Source organism: Mucilaginibacter celer (genome assembly GCF_003576455.2).
GTDB lineage: Bacteria > Bacteroidota > Bacteroidia > Sphingobacteriales > Sphingobacteriaceae > Mucilaginibacter > Mucilaginibacter celer.
Window position 1 is genome coordinate 581560 of the sequence record NZ_CP032869.1, and the last position, 21820, is coordinate 603379.

13 protein-coding genes are annotated in these 21820 nt (G+C 47.5%); 6 read left to right on the forward strand and 7 right to left on the reverse strand.

Features of this window, described 5'->3' with window-relative positions; all coding sequences use genetic code 11:
* Nucleotides 1-6: 6 nt before the first annotated feature.
* On the forward strand, nt 7-1944 hold the full coding sequence (gene mobC, locus HYN43_RS02380; protein WP_119407929.1) for a conjugal transfer protein MobC: 1938 nt from the start codon (nt 7-9) through the stop codon (nt 1942-1944).
* A 55-nt stretch (nt 1945-1999) separates the two neighbouring features.
* On the opposite strand, the gene HYN43_RS02385 is transcribed toward mobC, so the two are convergent.
* Complete coding sequence (locus HYN43_RS02385) at nt 2000-2176, reverse strand: histone H1 (protein WP_119409226.1); 177 nt, start codon at nt 2174-2176, stop codon at nt 2000-2002.
* 470 nt (nt 2177-2646) lie between these two features.
* Between HYN43_RS02385 and HYN43_RS02390 the strand changes: the two genes are divergently transcribed.
* From HYN43_RS02390 to HYN43_RS02400, 3 genes are all read left to right on the forward strand, one after another.
* Nucleotides 2647-5364 (forward strand): lanthionine synthetase LanC family protein, encoded by a 2718-nt coding sequence (locus HYN43_RS02390; protein ID WP_119407930.1) that lies wholly within the window; start codon nt 2647-2649, stop codon nt 5362-5364.
* Entirely contained in the window at nt 5357-5797 is a 441-nt protein-coding gene (locus HYN43_RS02395) for a MauE/DoxX family redox-associated membrane protein (RefSeq protein WP_119407931.1), read from the forward strand. The genes HYN43_RS02390 and HYN43_RS02395 overlap by 8 nt, the downstream gene beginning before the upstream one ends.
* 94 nt (nt 5798-5891) lie before the next feature.
* Nucleotides 5892-6185, forward strand: a complete 294-nt coding sequence (locus tag HYN43_RS02400) for a hypothetical protein (protein WP_162996261.1) — start codon at nt 5892-5894, stop codon at nt 6183-6185.
* Between the two features lie 39 nt (nt 6186-6224).
* Here the strand turns inward: HYN43_RS02400 and HYN43_RS02405 are convergent, their stop codons facing one another.
* From HYN43_RS02405 to HYN43_RS02420, 4 genes are all read right to left on the reverse strand, one after another.
* On the reverse strand, nt 6225-7646 hold the full coding sequence (locus HYN43_RS02405; RefSeq protein ID WP_119407933.1) for a TlpA family protein disulfide reductase: 1422 nt from the start codon (nt 7644-7646) through the stop codon (nt 6225-6227).
* On the reverse strand, nt 7646-9082 hold the full coding sequence (locus HYN43_RS02410; protein ID WP_119407934.1) for a RagB/SusD family nutrient uptake outer membrane protein: 1437 nt from the start codon (nt 9080-9082) through the stop codon (nt 7646-7648). The genes HYN43_RS02405 and HYN43_RS02410 overlap by 1 nt, the downstream gene beginning before the upstream one ends.
* Nucleotides 9083-9093: 11 nt before the next feature.
* A complete protein-coding gene (locus HYN43_RS02415; RefSeq protein WP_162996262.1) occupies nt 9094-12654 on the reverse strand; it encodes a SusC/RagA family TonB-linked outer membrane protein in 3561 nt (1186 codons plus the stop codon).
* A gap of 141 nt (nt 12655-12795) precedes the next feature.
* Nucleotides 12796-13911, reverse strand: coding sequence for a FecR family protein (locus HYN43_RS02420; protein ID WP_119407936.1), 1116 nt, complete (start codon nt 13909-13911; stop codon nt 12796-12798).
* A gap of 921 nt (nt 13912-14832) precedes the next feature.
* Between HYN43_RS02420 and HYN43_RS02425 the strand changes: the two genes are divergently transcribed.
* A complete protein-coding gene (locus HYN43_RS02425; RefSeq protein ID WP_162996263.1) occupies nt 14833-17058 on the forward strand; it encodes a tetratricopeptide repeat-containing sensor histidine kinase in 2226 nt (741 codons plus the stop codon).
* Between the two features lie 188 nt (nt 17059-17246).
* Here the strand turns inward: HYN43_RS02425 and HYN43_RS02430 are convergent, their stop codons facing one another.
* Entirely contained in the window at nt 17247-18320 is a 1074-nt protein-coding gene (locus HYN43_RS02430; protein WP_119407938.1) for a PAS domain-containing protein, read from the reverse strand.
* A 641-nt stretch (nt 18321-18961) separates the two neighbouring features.
* On the opposite strand from HYN43_RS02430, the gene HYN43_RS02435 reads away from it, so the two are divergent.
* A complete protein-coding gene (locus HYN43_RS02435; protein WP_119407939.1) occupies nt 18962-19906 on the forward strand; it encodes a D-2-hydroxyacid dehydrogenase family protein in 945 nt (314 codons plus the stop codon).
* A gap of 425 nt (nt 19907-20331) precedes the next feature.
* Here HYN43_RS02435 and HYN43_RS02440 read toward each other — a convergent pair whose 3' ends face one another.
* Nucleotides 20332-21780, reverse strand: a complete 1449-nt coding sequence (locus HYN43_RS02440; protein ID WP_119407940.1) for a porin — start codon at nt 21778-21780, stop codon at nt 20332-20334.
* Nucleotides 21781-21820 lie beyond the last annotated feature (40 nt).

Consider the following 21820-nt stretch of genomic DNA (forward strand, 5'->3'; position numbering starts at 1 on the left):
GTCATTATGCAAACTGGAGAAAACGAACAGGCCTTACGGAAGATCATCGATTTTACCAGGCTGCTAAGCATTTCGATTTTAATCATTCATTTTTATTTGTGCTGTTACCCTGCATTTGCACAATGGCAACTCACCTCGCCCGTGGTCAATAAGGTGTTGTTACCGATATCCCGGATGGGTATTTTTAAAACAGTGCTTTACGCAAAGCTTGCAGCGCTGCTGCTGTTGCTCGTTTCCCTGATCGGCAGTAAAGGAAAAAAGGATGAAACGATCCGTAAACAGAGCATTTGGGGCTATGGGTTGACAGGTCTGATGCTTTATTTTATGAGTAACCTGTTGTTCGATTTATCCGGGAAATTAATGCTCATTGCAATAATGTATATGGGTTTATCCGCTCTGGGCTATGGTTTCATCCTGGTCGCCGGTTCTTTATTGTCGCGCCTGTTGCATATCAGTCTGGCAGGAGATATTTTTAATAAGGAAAACGAAACCTTTCCGCAGGAGGAACGCAAACTTGAAAACGAGTACTCCGTCAACCTGCCTGCACAGTACCGGCTGAAAGGAAAGAAAAGGCGCAGCTGGATCAACCTGATCCAGCCCTTCGCCTCGACGCTGATCGCGGGCCGGCCTGGCGGGGGCAAATCCTATTTCGTGGTGCGCCATATCATCACGCAACATATCCGGAAGGGGTTCGGTATGCTGATCTATGATTTCAAGTTCGACGACCTTTCGGTGATCGCCTATAACGCCCTGATGAAATATGCCGGCAATTACAAAGTCAAGCCGACCATCTGGTTCATCGATTTTGACAAGATCAGGCACCGCTGTAACCCTATTGAGCCAGGCAGTATGGACGACATTACCGACGCGATGGAATCATCGCGGACCTTTATGCTCGGCCTCAACCGGGAATGGATCAAAAAGCAGGGCGACTTTTTTGTAGAATCACCTGTCAATTTTGTAACTGCCCTGATCTGGTTCCTGCGGAAATACGAAGGCGGCAGGTATTGTACGCTGCCGCATGTCATTGAGTTGGCCCAGGTGGACTATAAATACTTGTTCGCGCTCCTGAGAACGGAACCGGAGATCGAGGTGCTGATCAATCCTTTTATCTCTGCCTGGCAAAATGAGGCCTATGATCAGCTGGAGGGACAGGTGGCCAGCGCCAAGATCAGCATGGCCCGTCTGGTGTCCCCGGCATTATATTATGTGCTGTCCGGTAACGATTTTACGCTGGACCTGAATAACCCGGAAGCGCCGAAGATCATCTGTATGGGCAACAATCCGCTGAAACAGCAGGTATACGGCGCGGTGCTGAGCCTTTATATTTCCCGGACAATTAAACTGGTTAATCAAAAAAACAAGTTGAAGTGTAACCTGATCTTTGACGAGTTCCCCACAATTTACTTCAATAATATGGACAGCCTGATCGCTACGGCGCGCTCAAACAAAGTCGCTACCACCCTGGCCGTACAGGATTACAGCCAGCTGAAAAAGGATTACGGCAGGGAACTGGCCGAAGTGATCATGAATATTGTGGGCAATGTCATCTGTGGGCAGGTATTCGGGGATACGGCAAAACAGCTAAGCGAGCGATTCGGCAAGATCATGCAGGAACGGCAAAGCATGACGGTCAACAGTCAGGATACGTCGGTAAGCAAATCGATGCAGCTGGATTTCGCGATCCCGGCCTCGAAAATATCCACCCTGTCTTCCGGGGAGTTCGTGGGTATGGTTGCGGACGAGCCGGGCAATAAGATCGAACTGAAGGTTTTTCATAACGAGATCATCAATGACCACGAGGCGATCAAAGCGGAAGAGGAGAAATACCAGAAACTGCCGGAGATCAGGCAGCTCAAACCGGAAGCGCTTATGGAAAATTACCTCGCGATCAAAAGGGACATCGAACTGATCGTCCAGAGGGAGCTGAGCAATACGGAATAGAAACAAAATAGCCCGGGCCATTTTTGACCAGGGCTAACCCAAAACAGTTTTTTAATTATTGTGCGTTCTTTTTTTCTGTTACTTCTTTGCGGATGTCCGTCGCCAACATTTTTAACGATTGCATCGCATTTCTAAGGCGGGTGCCGGCAGCTTTGTTGCCTTTTTCGTAAAAACTTGCCGCGTCCGCTTCCGCGGCAGCGATCAATTCTTTTAATTTCTGAAAGTTTTCCATATTCATTTTTTTAGGCTCCAAAACTATGAAATATTTCCATGTTGCTGCAGGGTCTGACCAATCAATTAATGGTTGGTGATAGGACCGGCCTGACGCAGTATCGCCCTGCCCCGTCAAAACAGCTGAAAAGAGGCGGTAGCTGAACATAATCAAAGACCCGCAGAAAACAATCAGCAACGCAGCTATCACACTATCCATTTTTATCAGAAGGCTCTTTGGGTATATTGAAGTTTATATCATATTTTCTGTGGCAGATACCGGATAAAGGGTAATAAAGATCTGTAGGGGATATTACTGGTAATAATGACCAAAAATATCCCCGCATAGGCTTATTACTGTGATTTAATAAATATTCCTAAAAGTTTTAAATTGTTTTATTGATAGAATTCTACTACCCATTTGCCACTGTTTTTCCTTTTTGAATTGCGGTTACTTTGCTTGTAATCAGGGTGATGGTCACCAACTAACCTATGGAAAATCAACAGGCAAATAATCATAAGCTAACAGGTTTATACGAAGATCCCAACAGGGTTGCCCTGGCCGCTCAGCATGTTAAAACCGGCTACAGCAGTTATTTGCTTGAACGTCATTTACCCTTTACAGTCCGATACCCCTACCTAATGGCCGGCGGGTTATCCGGAGAGAATTGCTGGAGCATTTATATTTCCGTGATCAGGCAACAAATGTCCGGATTATTGAGCTGGATTTTGGATTACCTAGCGGCGTTAGCTATTCCGTTCGCCATCCCGGTTGATGAGTGTGCTCATAATATCATCCTCGATGGCAGGGCGGGGTTTTCTTATACAGGCAAAGTGCTGCACATTTATTTACCCGCGGATCAGCCGGCATATGATATCGCAGCTGAAATCCTGACCAGGACCTCGGGTATTAAAGGGCCCGCCATACCTTCGGCTGTTTTGCTTTCAGGCAGTATCTATGTGTCGTACGGCATTTTTCCTGAACCTCTCCTGTTTAACGGAAGCCGGCATTTTTCTCCCGCCGGAATATTTAGCGCGGAAGACTGGTTGTTGGAACGGCTGGGTGAAACGGGGACCGGGTGGCCTTTCGGGGTTTTTAAAAAGTTGAAAAAAAGAAGGCAGGGCCGGTTGTTGAACCATAAATATGTTCCGACAGGGGTTTTGAAGCGTGATGCGAAGGGAAATGTGCTGAAATGTGTACAACTGTTCCCGCTAAATCATTTGCGGCTCTGTGTGGCAAAACAGGGCCTGATGTTTCAGTGCCATGACGAGGCCGGCAGGGATATCAGGGACAGGCTGCAATGGCAATACCAGATACACAGGTTATTGGCCCCGGAATGTATCTTGCCCCAAGCCTACGAAATTTTCAGGAAGGACGACAATGCATATCTCGTCCTGCAGCATATTGAAGGATTAACGCTCAACGAGAAACTTGCCGCAACACAGCAGGGGGTCATGTGGCCGTCCCTGAGGGCGGATATCAGGCGTGAAATTATAAGCTGTCTGAAGAAGACGGTAACGGTAGTGGGTACTTTTCACAAGTACGGTATCGTGCACAGGGATGTGACCCCCGGAAATTTCCTGGTAACCCAAACAGGAGAGGTAATAGCAATTGATATAGAATTATGCTGTGATATAAGAACCGGCGAGCCGGCTCCTGCATTTATTCTGGGAACCCCGGGTTATATGTCGCCCCGGCAGTTGGATCAAAGGCCTCCGTCATTCGGAGACGATATTTATGCGCTGGGGGCCTTATTGCTTAAGGCATTTACCGGGCTTTCGCCTAAAAAATTTGATACGGGGGACAGGGCGTGGTTACACCAAAACCTGTACTATCATCTGTGCAGTGGCTCACTAACCGATCTGATCTGTGACTGTTTAAACGCTGATGAAGACCGGAGGCCATCTTTACAGACCATCCTTAGAGCTTTGGACGTCTATGACGCATTGCTACTGACCGGCGATGCCTGTGAGCGGGATGCTGTTCCTTCGGCGGTCACGAGGCAGGGCCTGGCTGGTATTACCCAAAGGGCTCTCAATGCTTTGGGTAACCCCGTTATGCTGGAGCAGGACGGGCGCTGGGGCGCTAAACACGACGGGAAGGGTAACCTGACGGCAAATGAACTGGTCTTGCACGGATGGCACCCCGGCCTGTATTCAGGTACGGCAGGGACCTTGCTCTGCCTTGTACAGGCCGGGGGCCTGGGATATGATCTTAGCGGGCTGCGGGGCACCATAGATCGTCACGTTGTACTGCTGGAGATGGCCGTTGAAAATCCGGAAACTGTCGGCGCGGGCCTTTGGCATGGTACTTACGGAATCGCGATGGCCCTGTTGGTAATGAAGGGAGCGGGTCATTGGAACGCGGAGGCCGCAAGGTTGGGTTTAATGCAGCGCCTGTTAATGCCGGCTGCAACTGATCTCAGCCTCTGCACGGGGCTGACAGGTCAGGGAATGGCACTGATCACCTGTTATAGTGTCCTGTCCGGAGAAGTGGAAAAGCAGCTCTCCGGCATCGTGGCCTTTCTCCTCCGCGAACAGGAACCGGACGGTTCCTGGCAGACCGAAGGGACTCCGGGCTATCGCAGCGATTTCAAGATCAACGGGTTCGCCAGTGGTGTCAGCGGCATCCTTTATTTTCTGCTGACCTACCGTTTGCGTTTCGATGCGCACCGGCTGGATGATAGCATCATCAGGGGGCTCCGTTATTTAAGCAGCCAGTACAGGCAGGTCGACGGAAAACAAATGTGGTTGGCGAACAATAATGGACAGGTGGGAGATCCATGGCTGGAAAACGGCGCTGCCGGTATCGCATTGACATTTATTAAGGCCTTCGAGGTATACGGGGAACCGGGATATAAAACCATAGCCGGGACGGCTTTATCAGTTTACCCGAAATCCCTTTCGGCCAATGCCGTCGATTCCGCTGACGGAATGAGCGGGTTGGGGGAGGTCTATCTCGAAGCGTACCGGGTCTTTGGGGAAGAAGAATGGGCGGAGCGGGCGCGCCACATCGCTGATTTCCTGGTTCATTGTTTTAATACCAATGCCGACGGGAGTGTTTACTGGCTGCACCATCATTTTTCGAAGCCGGCTGCAGGTTACCTGTCCGGAAATTGCGGTATTATTCATTTCCTGATGAGAGTGGTTCATCCCGGCAGGCTGGGTTTTCCTTTTCCTTTGATCAATAATAACGACAGACATGAATAAAAAGATTTTAACCGAGGTCATTGCAGCTCTCCTGGCACTGTTGTTCCTATACGCAGGTTTCAGTAAACTGGTGAATATGCCGGCTTTTACCAGGGCCATGCACAACCAGCCCTTTCCGTCCTGGTTCGCTGATGCACTGATCTGGACGATACCTCCGGCAGAAATCATATTCGCGTTGGGCTTGTTTTTCGACAGAACCAGGAAATACGCAGCGTACGCTTATTTAATACTGATGGGTTTGTTCTCTTTATACATTGCCGCAATTTTATTGCACCTGTTTCCAAGGGTACCCTGCTCCTGCGGAGGGGTAATCCAGGCACTTAGCTGGGGCCAGCATCTCCTGTTTAATTTATGCTTTACCGGCCTAGCGCTCGCATTCATTTTTCTAATAAAACAGTCCGGAACGGAAAGCAGGCCGGGAGACGGCAGATAAAGCTCCGGCATCAAAAATATTTCACGCGCGGGAAAGCAGGCCAAAGCCAATGCCTGAAAAAATTGGCCAATTTATTAAACTTAAATTTCGTAACATGAAAAAGATCAGAATCGGCCTGATGGCCATTGCTGCACTAAGCGGTATGGGAAGCGCATACGCGATTAACCATCCTAAAAAAACTCAGGGCTTACTTTATTATGGCAGGATCACCAGTGCCGGTCACTTCGACTGGTTTACTTCAGCTCCTCCGGGTTGTAATGCGACTACAACACCTAATGCTGCCTGTACCATTACATCGACCTATGATGTAACCGGCGGCGCTTACGCTGATCAGCTTCCTCCTGGTGCTAACGTGCAGAACGCCTCAACAGGAAAATTGCACAATTAATTGAAAAGGGTAAGCTTCCTATGGAAGCTTACCCTGATCTTATCGGAGCGTTTCGTTGATAGCATTCACCAATCCGTTACCGCCATCATCTAAGGGACTTTCCGGGATCCGCAAAATGTTGCCGTTCCTGTCGACGAGGATTAGCGTCGGGCAGCCCGTAATATTGTAATGCCTGGCTATGGGATGGTTAAAGGCTTGTGATTCCGTAAACAGATTCTTACTCTGGCGCGTGCTATATTTGTTTTGCCGCACCGAACTCAGCCACTGTGTTTTGGATTTGTCCAGTCCAACACTGATAAACACAACATCTTTCCCCTGGTACAATTTTTCAATTTTTTCCAACTCCGGCTTGATCTTCAGACAGGCGCCGCAACCGGTAAACCAAAAATCCATCAGCACCACCTTGTCTTTAAAATCCCCGGAATGTACAAGCTTACCCGCGGTATCCGGTAGGCTGAAATCGTAAGCCCGGGCGCCCGGCATTACTGATGTGCTGAGTTCTTCAAGTACTTTGGCCATATCGCCACCGGTCACAAAAGCGGATGCATCAGCAAGCAAAGGCACGATCTCTTTACTGGTCCGTTCCATAAATAAAAGATAGGTTATCAGCTTTTCTTTTAGCGATTTACTGAAGCCCGTTCCGGTTTTAAAGAAGGCATAGGCCTTGGGCAATGAAAAAGGTTGATCAGGTATTATACAGGAGTCCAGTTTGTACCGGGCAATCTGCCCGGCAATAAAATCGTTGGCATAAACTGCTGATTCACCGATTGCCTCTTCCGCGTATTTAACCGACTGGTTGAAAGCAGCCGGCCGGCTGGTACCTCCGTTCTGGTAAAACGTCTTAGTATAGTTGTAAGCCAGTAACATTTCCTCTCCCAGGATATCGGCCTTCAGGATATGATAGATTACCGGAGGTAAACGGATACTGTCAGCTTTCAGTGTGGCCAGCCTCGCTTGGGTTAGTGCGTTGATCAAACGGGTCTTGCTCTCCAATGTAGGTATACCCTTTTGCTCCCTAAAAAAAACTTTTTGTAAACTGTCGCTTTTAAACTTTACTTTCCAGCAAGCACTTCCTTGGCCGGTAAAAAACACCTGCTGCTGTTTCATGCTGATGTTCACCTGGTCCCCGGCCGTTACAAGGTACCCCGCGAAATAGCAACCCGTCCCAGCCGGTAGGATCAGATCAACGTACCGCGCCCGGGCGCTTACAGGAAAGCTAATATGAAAACGGCGATGGGATGCGACAGTTGTAAACGTAGTTTTAGATAAAGGGTGTTGTGCGAACTCGCCAAACTTATAAAGATTTAGCACGATCGTGTCTCCATCGTTGAGCCTCTCGGCATAGCCTGATACGGTCACTTCGTTTTTCTGCTTCACGGTAAAATGCCTGGCCTCCGCAAGCTGACAGACCAGCAGGGCCAGGCAGGTCATCAAAAATTTTATTTTTATGGAAAAGTTCATTAGCGTGGGTTTTGAGGGATTCCGCTGACCTGAATTTCATTGTCCGGAATAGGCCAGGCGTAACGTTTATCGTTCGGGGGAAGGTTGTACTGCGTGCCTTCGATGTTCCTGACCGGCGTTACCTCTAAACCAGGTTCTTTATTCAACCTTCTCAGGTCGGTCCAGCGAAGGCCCCGGAACAACAGCTCCTTCCTGCGTTCTGTCAGGATGATGTTCAGTGCGTCGGCGGAACTCCCTGCCTCAAAAGGGATGAAAGTACCCGTCTTCCACCGTTTGGCCATCAGCGTGTTCAGGTCGGTGAGCGCGGCGTTTTTGTCGCCCAGCCTCGCGCTGCATTCCGCACGGATAAGGTACATCTCGTCGGTAGCGATCCCGCTGAACAGGTTCCCTTTAAAGTCGTAGGAGCCACGGAAATAGGGTAGCCCCTTGTTCAGGATAAAGAATGCGGATTTTCTTAGGTCGTTATCATTGTATGAAGCATACAAAACAGAGTCGGTGACTGCTTTGTAGTTAACCGATATAATACTATAACTGATCAGTGCCGAATGATAGATGTCTTCCGCCAGGAAATCGTTGCTGATCGTATAATCATTCGGCTTCAGCGTATTGTAATCGACAAGGTCTGCATGTATGGCAAGGCTCTGGTCTGCATACTTATAAGCCTGCCGGTAGTCGGTGACGGCCAGATATACCCTGGCCAGCATGCCGCATGCCGCAGCCTTTGAAGCTTCTGTCCTGTATAGTGGTTTGTCCGGCAATAGTGCGGCCGCTGCCTGCAGGTCGGTGATCACCTGGTCATAACAGGCCCGGACCGTCGCCCGGGTGGATTTAACGGTAAGGTCCGAATTTAAACGGAGCGGGATACCCGGGTCGGTGGCCGACGTTTGGGGATCATATGGCAACGCAAAGGTCTGGACAAGATTGTAGAAGGCATTGGCGCGGTAGAAAAGGGCGTTCCCTCTGACCGTGTTGAACTTTGCCTGGTCGGTGGCGTTAACCTTCATTTTTGCCAGAGCATCGAGAACGGTGTTCGCATAATATACCTGGATATACGGGTTCGACCAGTCCAGGATGTTGGCACCGGCGTCATAAACCTTTTTCGCCCAGATGTAGCCGTTTATTTCCTGTGTCGTATACAGGCTGGCCCAGTCAGCAGAGGAAACGTAATAGTCATCCGATGCGATCTGACCCAGCGCCGGGTCCTGGGCATTAAAGACACCTTCATTATGCAGCAGGGACTGGTAATCCTCCAGCGTCTTCGGGACGCTCAATGCGGCGTTTGTTTTAGCATCCAGGAAATCATCCTGCTTTTTACAGCCGAGGCAAGCCATCAGAATTGCCAGTAACAGGCCATAGTGTAGCCGCTTTGACCCTGCGGGAACCAGGGGCGTATTTTTCCGGCCAAAGGCCGGCTGGCGGTAATATCTGTTTTTCATTTCATCAAATTTTAAAGCCCGGCTTTTAAGCCGAATGCAAACGTTCTTGGTAAAGGATAAGCTGAGGCCGAATACAGGTCCGGGTCGAGTTGGTCGTGGTTCGCGCGCCAAAGGATCGCGATGTTGTTGACATACCCGTAAACCTGGAGATAACGGAAAGGCATTTTTTTCCAGGCCTGCTTTTTGATATCGTAGGCGACATTGACGTCCTGCAGGCGTATATGATCACCTTTGTCCACGAGTACGGATGAGTAACTGTAAAAAGTTTCCCGGTTATTGTCGACTGGGGGTAGCTGCGCCGATGGTACGGTGGTCTTTGATTCATCACCTGGATTCTGCCATCTTTTCGTATAATCCTCATGGCCGTACCAGCCGTTATACAGGCCGCTGTAAGATATGGACGAACGCCTGAAATAATAATTCAGCTTGTAGATGATATTGACAGACAACGAGAAGTCACGGTAACTGAACGTGTTGTTCAACGATCCGAATGTCGTCGGCCTGGACGGCCCGTTAAAGACCAGGTCCTTCAAAGCGGTGCTGTTGATGATCGCCGTATAATCCGTGCTGACCACCCCGTTCAGGATGCCCTGCGGATCGCCTTTATCGTGGCTGAGCCCCGCAAAGCTGTAACTGTAAACCGCGAACAGCGGGTTGCCGGTAACAGGTACTATGTTGGCGCCCCCTGCCAGCGCTCCGGCGGCGGTCTGCTTTACATCGTATTTCGTGATCCTGTCCAACGCGTAGCTCAACTGGAAAACGCTTTGCCAGCCGAAGTTTCCGACGGCTATATTACGTGAGTTCAGGACGAGATCCAGGCCTTTGCCTGAGGTATTCGCGGTGTTGCCCCGGAAGGAAATGAAGCCTACCGAAGGGGCCAGCGGAGAATCGCCGAAAAGATCGATCCCTTTTTTCAGGTAAAAGTCGAAGCTGCCCCATATCCTGCGGTTCCCGGTGGAGAAGTCGATACCCATATTGACCATGCGTATTTTTTCCCACCTTAGGTCCGGGTTGGCCGGGTTGTCGATGTTGGAGAACAGCAGGCCGTTGCTGTAATAGTTGTTCGTATTTTGCCGGATGGTAGTGACGGCCACCACATTCTTATCAACATTGCCGTTGTACCCGAATGTGGCCCGCAGCTTCAGGTAGGGGAGCCAGGGAATTTTGTAAAAGGGTTCTTTGCTCGCGGTCCATCCCAGCCCGGCAGAATAAAGCGGGACGGCTTTCTGGTTGGTATTGACACCAAAAAGGTTCGACCTGTCGATCCGTCCGCTCAGCGAGAAAGTATACCGGTTTTTATAAATATAGCCCGCATTGCCGAAATAGGAGATATAACGGTCAGTCAGCTTGCTGAAGCCGAGTTGTCCCGGGATTCTGGTGAATATTCCGGAAGGGTTTTGTTTAAAGTAGGAGATATTGTCGACAAACTGGGAGGTCTGCAAGTCTTTGTCGTAACCATATACCGTATTGCTGTTCGCGCTGGTGACGGCGTCGTTGAGCTCCGCCCCGGCGAGGACGGTCACTGAATGGTCCGCCGACCAGGCTTTATTAAAATTAAGCTGCCCGCGTACACGCTGCGAAACCAGTCGGCTGTCGGACTTTTGCAAGATTCCGCCGAGCGGTATGTTATGGGTTATGCTGCTCCCGTTAACGAGGGTGAACTGGTTGATCAGGTTACGTGTATAATAACTGTCCCTGCTGTAATAATTGTTGACGTCGGAAGCTGAGTTCTGGTACTGGTATTTGATTTCCGCGTTAAAAGCCCGCAGGAAACTGTAGTTCAGGCCGGCATTGAGCCGGATGTCCTCGGAACGTGTACTGTTATCGGAATTCCTGATTTCGTCAAGGGGTTTATATTGCCAGTTCAACAGGCCCCGCTGCGCTACAGGATCGGTGACCCAGGAATAGTTGTAGTCTTTTACAATGGCAAGGGCGTTGCCGTCCGCGTCCGCCAGCCGGGCATAAGGGTATATTTTGCCGTAGGTTCCGCCGGTAACGAGGCTGCTGATTCCATTATTGATTGCATTACCCTGCACGTAATTGATCCCGGCTGTAACTTCCAGATCCCGGAAAGGCCGGAACGTCTGTTGGCTGGTCAGTGTGAGGCGGTCGTTTTTGTTCCCGGTCAGGTTCGCTGTATTATGGTCATATCCTGCGGAAAAATAATAAGTGTTCCTTTCGCCACCACCGTTCAGGCTCAGGCTGTATTGCTGGTTCAGGCTTCTCCTGTACAGGTATTTTTCGATATCGTTCCTGATGTCCGTTTTTTCAAGGATCCCGATCTGGCTGTTAACCTGGTCCGCATCGATCTTGCCCGCGCGCTGGTCTGCGAGCAGCTGGACGACGGGCGATACCGGCAGACGCCGCTGGCTGGTCAGCTGCGTGTTGTAAAAACCGCTGGCGAATAATGTCTTTTCAACGCCGATAAAATCCTTGCTGTCCAGGAATGCCGGGTTGTAAAACGCATCGGGGAGGTTACCCGAGGTGAAGTTCGCCGTCAGGTCGATTAAAAGCTGCCGGTTCGTCCTTCCTTTTTTGGTCGTAATGACGATGACGCCATTACCGGAGCGGACGCCCCATATGGAGGCGGCAGCCGCATCTTTCAATATTGTTATGCCGGCGACATCGTTGGGGTTGATATTGTTGATATCCCCGTCGTAGGGGAAGTTATCGACGACGATCAGCGGCTGGTCGTTGGCGTATAGGGTGCTGTGCCCGCGGATGCTGATATCGGTCCCGCCTGTCACTGAATTCAGCGTGTTCCTGTTGACCAGCAGGCCGGGAACGATCCCCTCAAGCCTGCTCAGCACGTCAGTGCTGATCCGCCTGTTGACCAGGGTGCTGTCCAGCTGTACAAAAGCACCCGTTGCCCGTTCTTTGGGGAGAGACTGGTAGCCGGTGGAGACGACCCGGACTTCCTCCAGCCTGGAATCGGCCGCTGCCAGAGAGATCGTTAAATAGGGTGTGTCCTTGACGAGGGGGATCTCTGTGCTTTTATAACCGATAAACGAAACCCTGATCACACAGGGGAGCGTCATGTTGTCCAGTACAAATTCACCTCTTTCATTGGTAACAGCGGTCTGCCGGGTATCTTTTATACTTACTGTGGCACCCGCCAGGGGGATGCCATTCTGGCCGGTGACCCTGCCGCTTACCCTGGTCAGGGGCACAGCGTTTTGGGGAGCCGGCGTACCTGTAGGCACTTTCCTGGAAATAACGATGATCTTATTTTCAATGGTATAATCGAAGGGCTGGCCGGCAAGTACACGGTGGATGACTGTTCTGAAATCTTCATTTCTCGCCTCGATGGTCACGGGACGCGCCATGTCAGATATTCCGCTCGGTAAAATAAAATCGTAGCCGGTTTGGTTGCTTATTTTTTCAAATACAGCCAGCAGGCTGGCGTTTTTTTCGGAAAGGGTAATCTGTTGTGCGAGAGTCCTTGCACTGACCTGCATGATCACGGTTAACAATAAAAAGGTTGTTATGCGCATGATCTGCCATAGTTTTGAGGTGCGGCCGGGCGGCCGAACCAATTTTTTAATGTAAAAATTGTACATTCGTTCGAGCATGGTTATGCGTTGCACCTGTACATTGTCGAGATGGGTGAGGTGCACCGCGGTTTCTTAATTTGATAAATTAGGGAGTCAGCTTAAGCCAGGTCACCGGTTGCACCCGGTTTCCTGGCTTTAATTAACTAACTGATCGTTATCTTACTTCATGACGGTTACCCTCCTTCCTGCCACTTTAAAGCGGACTGTTCCGGTAGCCTCCAGTGCCTTCAGCACCTGGCTTATATTTTTATAGCGTGAAACTTTTCCGTTCAGCCCTTCCGTTGAAACGGGCCCCTCATAACCGACCTCGATATCGTACCACCGGGCCAGCTGCCGCATAATGCCCCTGATGGTTTCGTTGTTGAACCGGAAATAACCGTTTTTCCAGGCAACCGCCTGCTGCGGGTCCACGGCTCGTATGGTGAGGTTATTATCCGATAGAACGGATTGCTGGCCGGGTCGTAATATTTTGGTGACCTGTCTGGCTGAAAGCATGACTTTGACGCTGCCTTCCAGCAGTGTGGTTTTTACGGACAGTTCATCGGCAAAGCTGTTGATGTTAAAATGGGTGCCCAAAACCCTGATCTCCTGCTGGCTGGTCCTGACGATAAAGGGATGCGCTTTGTCTTTGGCTACCTCGAAGTAGGCTTCACCGCTCAACTGTACGACGCGCTCTTTCTGATCGACAAAGGAAGCAGGGTAGGTAAAGGAGGAGGTGTTATTGAGCCAGACCCTAGTGCCGTCGGGCAGCACTACGAACCATTGCCCGCTGTTCGGGGTGGAGATCGTATTGAACAGGGTTTCGCCCGGTGGCATGTTTCGTCCGTTCCTGTAGGTTAATTCCCCGTCTGCATTTTTGACGATCCGGATATTGCCCTGGCTGGCTATTTCTCCGTTTACCGCCTTTTTGAGGTCGATCCTTTCACCATCAGCTAAGGTCAGTACTGCTTTGTTCGAACCAGGTGATATATCATGGACGGCGGCTATCCCTTTTTTGGACGGATCATCGAAAATAAGTTTTACGGTAACGGAAATCAACAGGCCGATCAGTACTGCAGCAAGGGTGATCACCACGCCAATCCTTAAAAAGGAAGATTCATTCCCGGGAAGTTCACGAAAGATCCGTCTGCCGACAGCCCCAATTTTCCGGGTGGAGAGTCCTGTCTCATGTTCATTATACTGCAAATACCAGTTCTCCAGCAAGGTTTTTTCTTCCTCGGTGCAGGTGCCCTCGTGATATTTTTTAAACAGCCCTTTGAGTTGTTTCTTTTCCATAGCCGTTTCTTAGCGGGTTTAAGATATGACGGGAAAGGGAATAGGAACCATAAGAGGAAAATGAAAAAAATATAGCGGTACTGTATTTTTACGGTGTTAGAGTGGGGATGGAGGTAAATATTTGAAGACGGTCTTTGGTCTGTTTTACCGAGTACAGGAAATAAGTTGTCTTTTTCGGACAATGAAAATAGAGGCTATATGCTGAAATTAAGATGGTATTATTACTTATGGCATTGCCTACGGCCAGGCTTTAGTTCCCTCTACTGGAAGGGGGCGCTGTTTTTTTCTCGATGCAAATTGTAAGGCATGTAGTAATTGCTAATCTGCCGCCTGAAAAAGGCTGGATTTTATTTAAAAAACTGAAGCATAGGATTGAAGTTAGCAACCTTGACGGGCGAAGCAGTGATCCGAAAAAATGGCAGATTGACTTATACATTTGATTGTTGATAGGCTTACGCTATATCGTCAATGGGTTGTTTTATTACTAAATTTCGCAACTGAATTTTGTTATTTTTTTATTAAAATACTGATAATCAATATGGTGTTATTTGGTATAGAATTAGTAAAATACTTCTTGTGTTAATTTAACAGTTCATGATTTCAGCGGGCATCTGCAGTGACTGTTCATTGACGTTTAAATAAAAGATTTCCAAATCTTTGTTGTTCCTGCACTCATCAATTTGTGCGCAAAGCTTTTTGGGGTTTATATTTCATTAGGATTCGTGGGCATTGTGCTTGCCTATGCGTAGCCTGACTTTTGTTCGATGACAGCACAGATAAACGCTTTAGCACGAAATCACCATTGTAAGAAAGATAATTATTAAAAGCTGAGAACTTATTGATTCTGTGATGTTTAACCGGGTTTTATTAATTTATGCAGTTATTATCTTGAGTGGGTTGTCCGAAAGGGTGCACGGACAAATGAGCAGAAAAGATTCTTTGTTATATAGTTTAAAAATATGCAAGACAGCTGAAGTCAGAATTGCAGCGCTGATATCTTTAACCACCTTCTATCTGGACGAGTCAGAAGGAAATGAAAGTACCCCGGATAGCACAGGTATTTATTTTAATTTAACCAGGAATGCTGTCAAAGAGTCGGGCACTTTTCAGGACCATACGGATTTGAAATTACTCGAAGGTAAGATTGATCTCAGATACGGCCGTGTTTTAAAAGCAAAGACGATTTATGATGAAGTCTTTAAGCTATATACGAAATCAGGGAGACCAGACAAAGCTGCTCTTGTAGCTTATGATTATGCTGACAGGGCAGATCACAGTATCCCCTATGAGGAAAATTTAAAGAATTTTCAGCATGTGCTTTCGTTATTTGAAAAAACGAAGAACAAGAACCTGCAGGAGGAATTGCGGATCAAGATCATCGATAACAGCAGCGCAACAGGTCACCTTGATTTTTCTGAGAAAGAACTTTACAAGCTGATCGAGTTTTATGAAGCCAACGGAATACACAAGAAATATATCGCCTACGAAAAGCTGGCTTCATTACATGCGGTGAACGGGGATCCTGACAAAGAGCTTGACTGCGGTTTACAAATGCTAAAAAGTTTTCAGGAAGTATACGATCCCGGCTGGGCGGATTTTTACTATCACCGAATGGCTATGATTTATAGGGATCTGAGCCAATATAAAAACAGTTTGTTCTGGGCAAAAAAAGCATTGTTGGTATGTCACGATAAGGAAATGCTTTTCATTCTTCACAGCCTTATCACTAATTTGTTATTAAAGACAAACAAGCCTGGCGAAGCTCTCCGCCTTTTTAAGGCAACACATTATAATTTTACTGATACTGCCGGAGATTATAATCGTTTGGCAGCAAGGATATATGGTGATTGCTACACCGCACTTAAGCAATATGAAAAAGCAGAATTTTATTATCTGGAAATGCTTAAATACCAAAAAATGGACCCGTATAACAGGGAACATTTTTACAATGCCAATTATACATTAGGGGAATTTTATGTTCACACCGGGCGGTACGATAAAGGAAGAATATATTTGAATAAGGTGTTAAAAATGGATAAGGGAATTGTGCCTGTTGTATTTCTGAGAAATATAAACTATCTGCTTTCAGTAGCTGATTCCGCTTCGGGAAATTTCAAAGGTGCCCTGCAATATTTTCAGGATTATAAAATATTGAATGATTCAATATTCAACATTGCCAAAAGCAAGCAGATCACGGACATTCAGTTAAGGTATAATGTGAAGGGAAAAGACAAAGACATTTTGATAAAAGCGAAAGATATTGCATTGCTTAAAAAACAGGCCCTTTTGAAGGAGACACAATTGCAGAATGTTAAATCGTCGAGGAAGCTCACGGTAGCAGCAATCGTCGTGCTCTTGTTATTACTTGGCGGACTTTATGGTCGATCTAAATTCAAACAGCGGCTTACCGATCAACTGCGAACCAGTCGTGAAGAAATTAATGGTAAAAATAAGGTTTTGATTAACCTGATCAGTGAAAAGGATGCCTTGCTTGCAGAGAAGGATAGTTTAATCACTGAAAAAGAGTGGTTGATCCGTGAAATTCATCATAGGGTCAAAAATAATCTTCAAATTACGATAAGCTTACTTAATCTTCAATCGGCCTACATTAGTAATGAATCCGCGTTGGAGGCGATCCGAAACAGTCAAATGCGTATGCACTCAATGTCATTAATTCATCAAAAACTGTATCAGTCACAAGGCATGACTTTTATAAATTCCACAGATTACATTTATGAGTTAATGAATTACTTAAAAGAAAGTTATAGTGGGCACAGTAACATTGCTTATGTTTTAAATGTACAATCTGCGGAAATTGATGTGAGCCAGGCTGTTCCTGTCGGATTGATCATCAATGAAGCCGTCACTAATGCCGTGAAATATGCATTTCCAGATGGAAGAAGAGGTAGTATAGCCATATCGTTCCATCAGGATGCAGATCATCAATATCACCTCCTAATGACTGACGACGGGGTTGGTTTGCCTGCTGGCTTTCATTTGACGTCGGCTAATACATTAGGGATGAACCTGATGAAAGGACTTTCCTATCAGCTGAACGGAGATATTCGTATAGAAAACAACAATGGTACGCAAATAAGTATCCATTTTAAACCGATAGAAGTTATTTCTGAGGAGCATCGGATTTGATAAACAATATGCAAAAATTTGAAGAGTATCGTTGGACATGAAAATTGATGCTCCGATCCCAGGGCTGCCACCTGTAACAAGAGCTGTTTTTCCTTTTGGTAGTGTCACGGGTTATTTTATTAATGTTCGATAATTGTACCGGTTCATCCGGAACGGCCCAAAAGGCCTGGGCAAGCCTGGACGTAGCTTTATTGAAGATTTTTCCCGGCAGTTCGGTGAATTGGTAGGGTAAAATAAAGTACGAACCCGCGATTTTCATAACAGCCTGCCTTAACTTGCCCCCCTTGAGATTCAATTATATTTCTTGCCTGCGACAAACCAGACGCTGATCCTTTTCCCAGTCTCGCACACCGGGCCTCAGCCAGTTTGAAAAGATCCCCCTCTTTATCCTGTGCAAATATGGAACCGGTGCCTGAAACGGCAACCTCAACCATGGTCTCCTTTTTTATCAGGCCAATGGTTATTTTTGACGCCGGTGCTGAAAGATTTAAAGAATTAATAAGATAGCTAATGAGCGCCCTGATGATTTGATGTTTGTCTGCTTTTACCCAGGCCGGCCCGTCAATGGATTGCTCAAATTTATGTGACGGATAGGTCGTCCGTATCTCGCCGATAATTACGTCGATTATTTTTGTGAGCTCGAATTCAGTAAGCCTATGCCTGGATGACTGATCCTGAGTGCTTATCCTATACTCCTCCAATAGCCGGATCATGCTGTCCGTTTGCATGTCTAAAATGCTGAGTGTTTGGGAAACACGTTTGTTGAATTCAAACGGCAGCATATTCATAGCTGATTGTGTGTTCAGTTTAATAAGCGTAAGCGGGCTCCGAAGTTCGTGGTTCATGACCGCGAAACCGAGCCTTTCTGCTACAACCTGCTGGGTCACATCTTCAGCCGTCCCTATGATCTTGTCTGGTTTACCCCATCGCCTGTGATAAGGAGTTCCGGTTACCCTGAACCATTTAACCTCACCTTTCCGTGTGCATACTTTCAGGCGTATGTCGAATTGCTGACCGCAGATCAACGCTTTCTGGTATTCGCGGGACAGGTTAAGTAACTGAGGAAAGCGCAGGATAGAAATAACATCAACCATATCCACGGGTTGATTATTTTGTAGTTCCAGTATTCTACGAAGGCTGGGACAAATGGTCAGTTTTTCTGTTTCGGTATCGATTTTCCAATAACCAATATGATCGTCACTTTTATGCTCAATCGCGGTGTAATGATAAGAGTCGGGGTAATTAAGTACGGCGTTTTTCATAGGTAAGATACTTTCAGAATAATTTATAGAGCCAGACACCAAAACGGCGCAATCACTTTTTATAAAACACAGTGTTGCGAAGATCCGGGGTTTGGTCCCTGTATATCAATATCTAATTATATGCCATTGTTATAAGTTATTGGTATTTAGTAAATTAAGTCTTGATCTTAAGTTGGTTTTTTTCGTTATTTCGTAAATCATCTGCTGCGATACGTCATGGAGTGAGTTTTGTCTGAAGAGGACGGCAGCAGGATCCGCAGGATGGATGGGTTTGAATTGGTAAAGAAAGCATCCTGGCAGGTGGTTTGCAGAATGCGTAATCTTAAAAGTCATATTTGGTCAGTTATAATCACTGTATTTGATGGTTATGAGAGAAAGCGCATGGCGGAAGTCTTAAATCTTTCCGGATATTGACCATCATTATCATTTTTTCAATCAGAGCCGCAAAATGGAGTGTCGATGATCTTTCCCGATATCCTGCATTCAGCAGGATCTGATCAAAGCAGGGTAATCATAACATTCAGAAATCCAAATCAGGAGTGGATTTATGATTTAAAGTAATGAAATAAGAATATGAAAAATGTTAATTCGTTGATTGTCATTGCATTGTTTGATGGTATGGATTTGGATAAAATCCCGGTATGAAAGATATTAAAATCGCTATTTTAGATGATTACCAGCAGGCCTCTTCAACATTCGGCGACTGGTCTGTTATAAGGCAAGATGCGGAAGTGACTGTTTTTTCGGAGTACATCGGTGATGAAAAGACCCTCTCCGAAGCTTTAAAGCCTTTTTCAATTGTTTGTATCATGAGGGAGAGAACCCTTATTACGGCAGGACTACTGGGTTCGTTACCCAATTTAAAGCTGATCGTTTCAACGGGGCCGCGTAATGCCGCAATTGATCTGGAGGCTGTGAAGGCGCACGGTATTGAGTTGGCAAATACAGGTTACGTCGGTTCCGGCGCACCTGAGCTGACCTGGGCGCTGATCATGGCGGCAGGCCGCGGAATTGTCAACGAGAACCAGTCACTCAGGAACGGAGGGTGGCAAATCGGAGTCGGTTCCGACCTCAGCGGAAAGACCCTTGGCATTGTTGGCTTGGGCAATATAGGGAGAAAAATTGCTCAGATCGGACAGGTATTCGATATGCGTGTGATTGCCTGGAGTGATAGTCTTACGGCTGAAGAAGCTGCCCGGTATGGTGTAACTTATGTCAGTAAGGCGGACCTTTTTCGCGAATCGGATTTTCTTACCGTACATCTTGTGCTGAGTGAGCGAAGCCGGGGAGTCATCAGCGATAAGGAACTGTCGCTGATGAAACCGGGCGCTTTTTTAATTAATACTTCAAGGGGCCCTTTGATAAATGAGGAAGCATTGGTCAAAGTCCTCTCGGAAGGCAGGATTGCCGGCGCCGCCCTGGATGTATTCGATACTGAACCCTTACCGGCCGGGCACCCGTTCAGAACCATGGATAATGTTTTGGCTACCCCACACATCGGCTATGTTACCAATGATACTTACAAGGTTTTCTTTGATGATACGGTGGCCGCGATCGAGGCCTGGCTGAAGAAACAAGTAAAATAACAACAGTGCCATTACCTTTTTTTGAAAAAAACAAGATACTTATGGGCGTTATGTCCGGCCGCCCTGTTCATGATGATTGACCTTCCCGGATACCATACTACCGCTTTTTGTTTTTATAACAATGCACCTGAACTTATCTTACTTTCTTTTGTATGCCCCGAAAAGTTGAACATGCTCAGACAGGTCTTTTGACGAGAGTTGATGCCGCAGGAAACCGGCAGCCTGGTCCCATAGCGCCCTGAAGCCCGGTCTAAACTGATCTCCGTCCTGCGGTCATGAAACGGCTATCCATGACCGCGAGCGTTACTGCCGTTTCAAGGCCTGTAGCTGAGTCTCCCAATAATTAATATCGCGTTTCAGGATAGTGGTCCCGGGAATTAAGTTGATTCCGGATCAGGTATAGTTAAAGCTGCAGTACCACCTGTTTAAAGATAAACCTGCGTTGCGATGATAAATGTGCCCTTCGATGATTCCTGCCTGTCATTAACAACGATGGGCCTGGTCTGATATTTAAGCGAGATCCGCGCATGGTGCCCGTCCAGGTAAATATTTCCGCCTGCACTCCAATAGGTAAAGCTTGCGTTCCCAAAACGCTCAAATTTCTGCAGGCTGTATTCTCCGAATGGCTGAAACCTTGTTTTACCTTTTAAGATCGTTTTGGGAAGTAATACGCCAACCTGGGTGAACCAGGAGCTTCCTGTGCCAATGATGGGAGCAGCATTGCCAAAACCCGCCTGGGAAACTTTACCGTTATAATCGGGGGCGGCACTGACGTTCTCATTCATGATCGATCCGTACCGGAGATAATTCGGTCCGAAATCATAATGATAAAATACGCCGTAGCCCGTAAAAGCCCAGTTTTTTTCTTTCGCGCCGAACGGGAGGTCGGCAAAAGCGTCGATGGCCCAAAGTGTGATCGAATGCCGGATGAGGACGGAAGACGCGCTGTTGGTCGCCTGGGTCGCTGTACCCTCTCCGCTGTTGTAATATCCCGCCCCGATATTGAAGACTTTCATTGTTCCTACGTAGGTTCCCGTGTAATAGGGCAGCAGATTATTTTCCCTGCTGAAAAATTGCCATGCGGCATAGGCTGTTGTCGCCAGCTTGCCCGTGGCGTTATTGTCGACTGCGAAACTGCTGTCCCTGCTTCCTTTCTGAAAAGCAACAGGGCTGGATAGAACGGTGAAAGGTTTGTTCACTGCCCAGCGGTAGCTTACCGGACCTATATTGCCTTTAAAATAAACGCCGAGCTGCCGTGCGAACTGGTCTTGTAAATCCACTAAGGGCCAGTTGTAAAGCGGTACATCTATCGCAAGGTAATTTGCTGAGCCGGCGGAGGTCATCCTGCTGATACCATTCCAGTAATGAAGGCCGGTCCCTATATATAGAGACGCCTTGTTCGGTTTGCCGTTATCCGGATCTTTATCCGGAATTACAGCATATTCATTCCAGAGGTCGTGAAGATATAATTCAGGCTTTTTGCCAAGGGTGCCTCCAAAGGTCTGTCCCCCATTGCCGGTATTCGCCCCGCCTGCAGCCCCTCCGCTGGAATAGGACTGGTTGTCAATGCCGATATCTGCTAATATCAGGTAGCGCGGGGAAAGCTGACTATAGGTAACAAAACGGAACTGCCGCAGGTTGAAATCTGTCCAGTTGTTTTTTTGAACACCGTTAATGGCTGTTCCCGGATTGGCATTCGTTTGCCTCGCCCAGAAAGTAGCCCAGGTGAAAAAACGGATGTATTTTTTGCCTGATGAATCGAGCCTGATCGTCATGCCCTCTTTATATTCCGGTGAACCGCCCTGGGCATAGGCCAGCCGGCAGCTAAATAAAAGCAGGAGCAGCGGGCACAAAAAACGTTTAAATATTTTCACTTCAGCTTCTTTTGGATAATATTAATTATAGGACCTACTC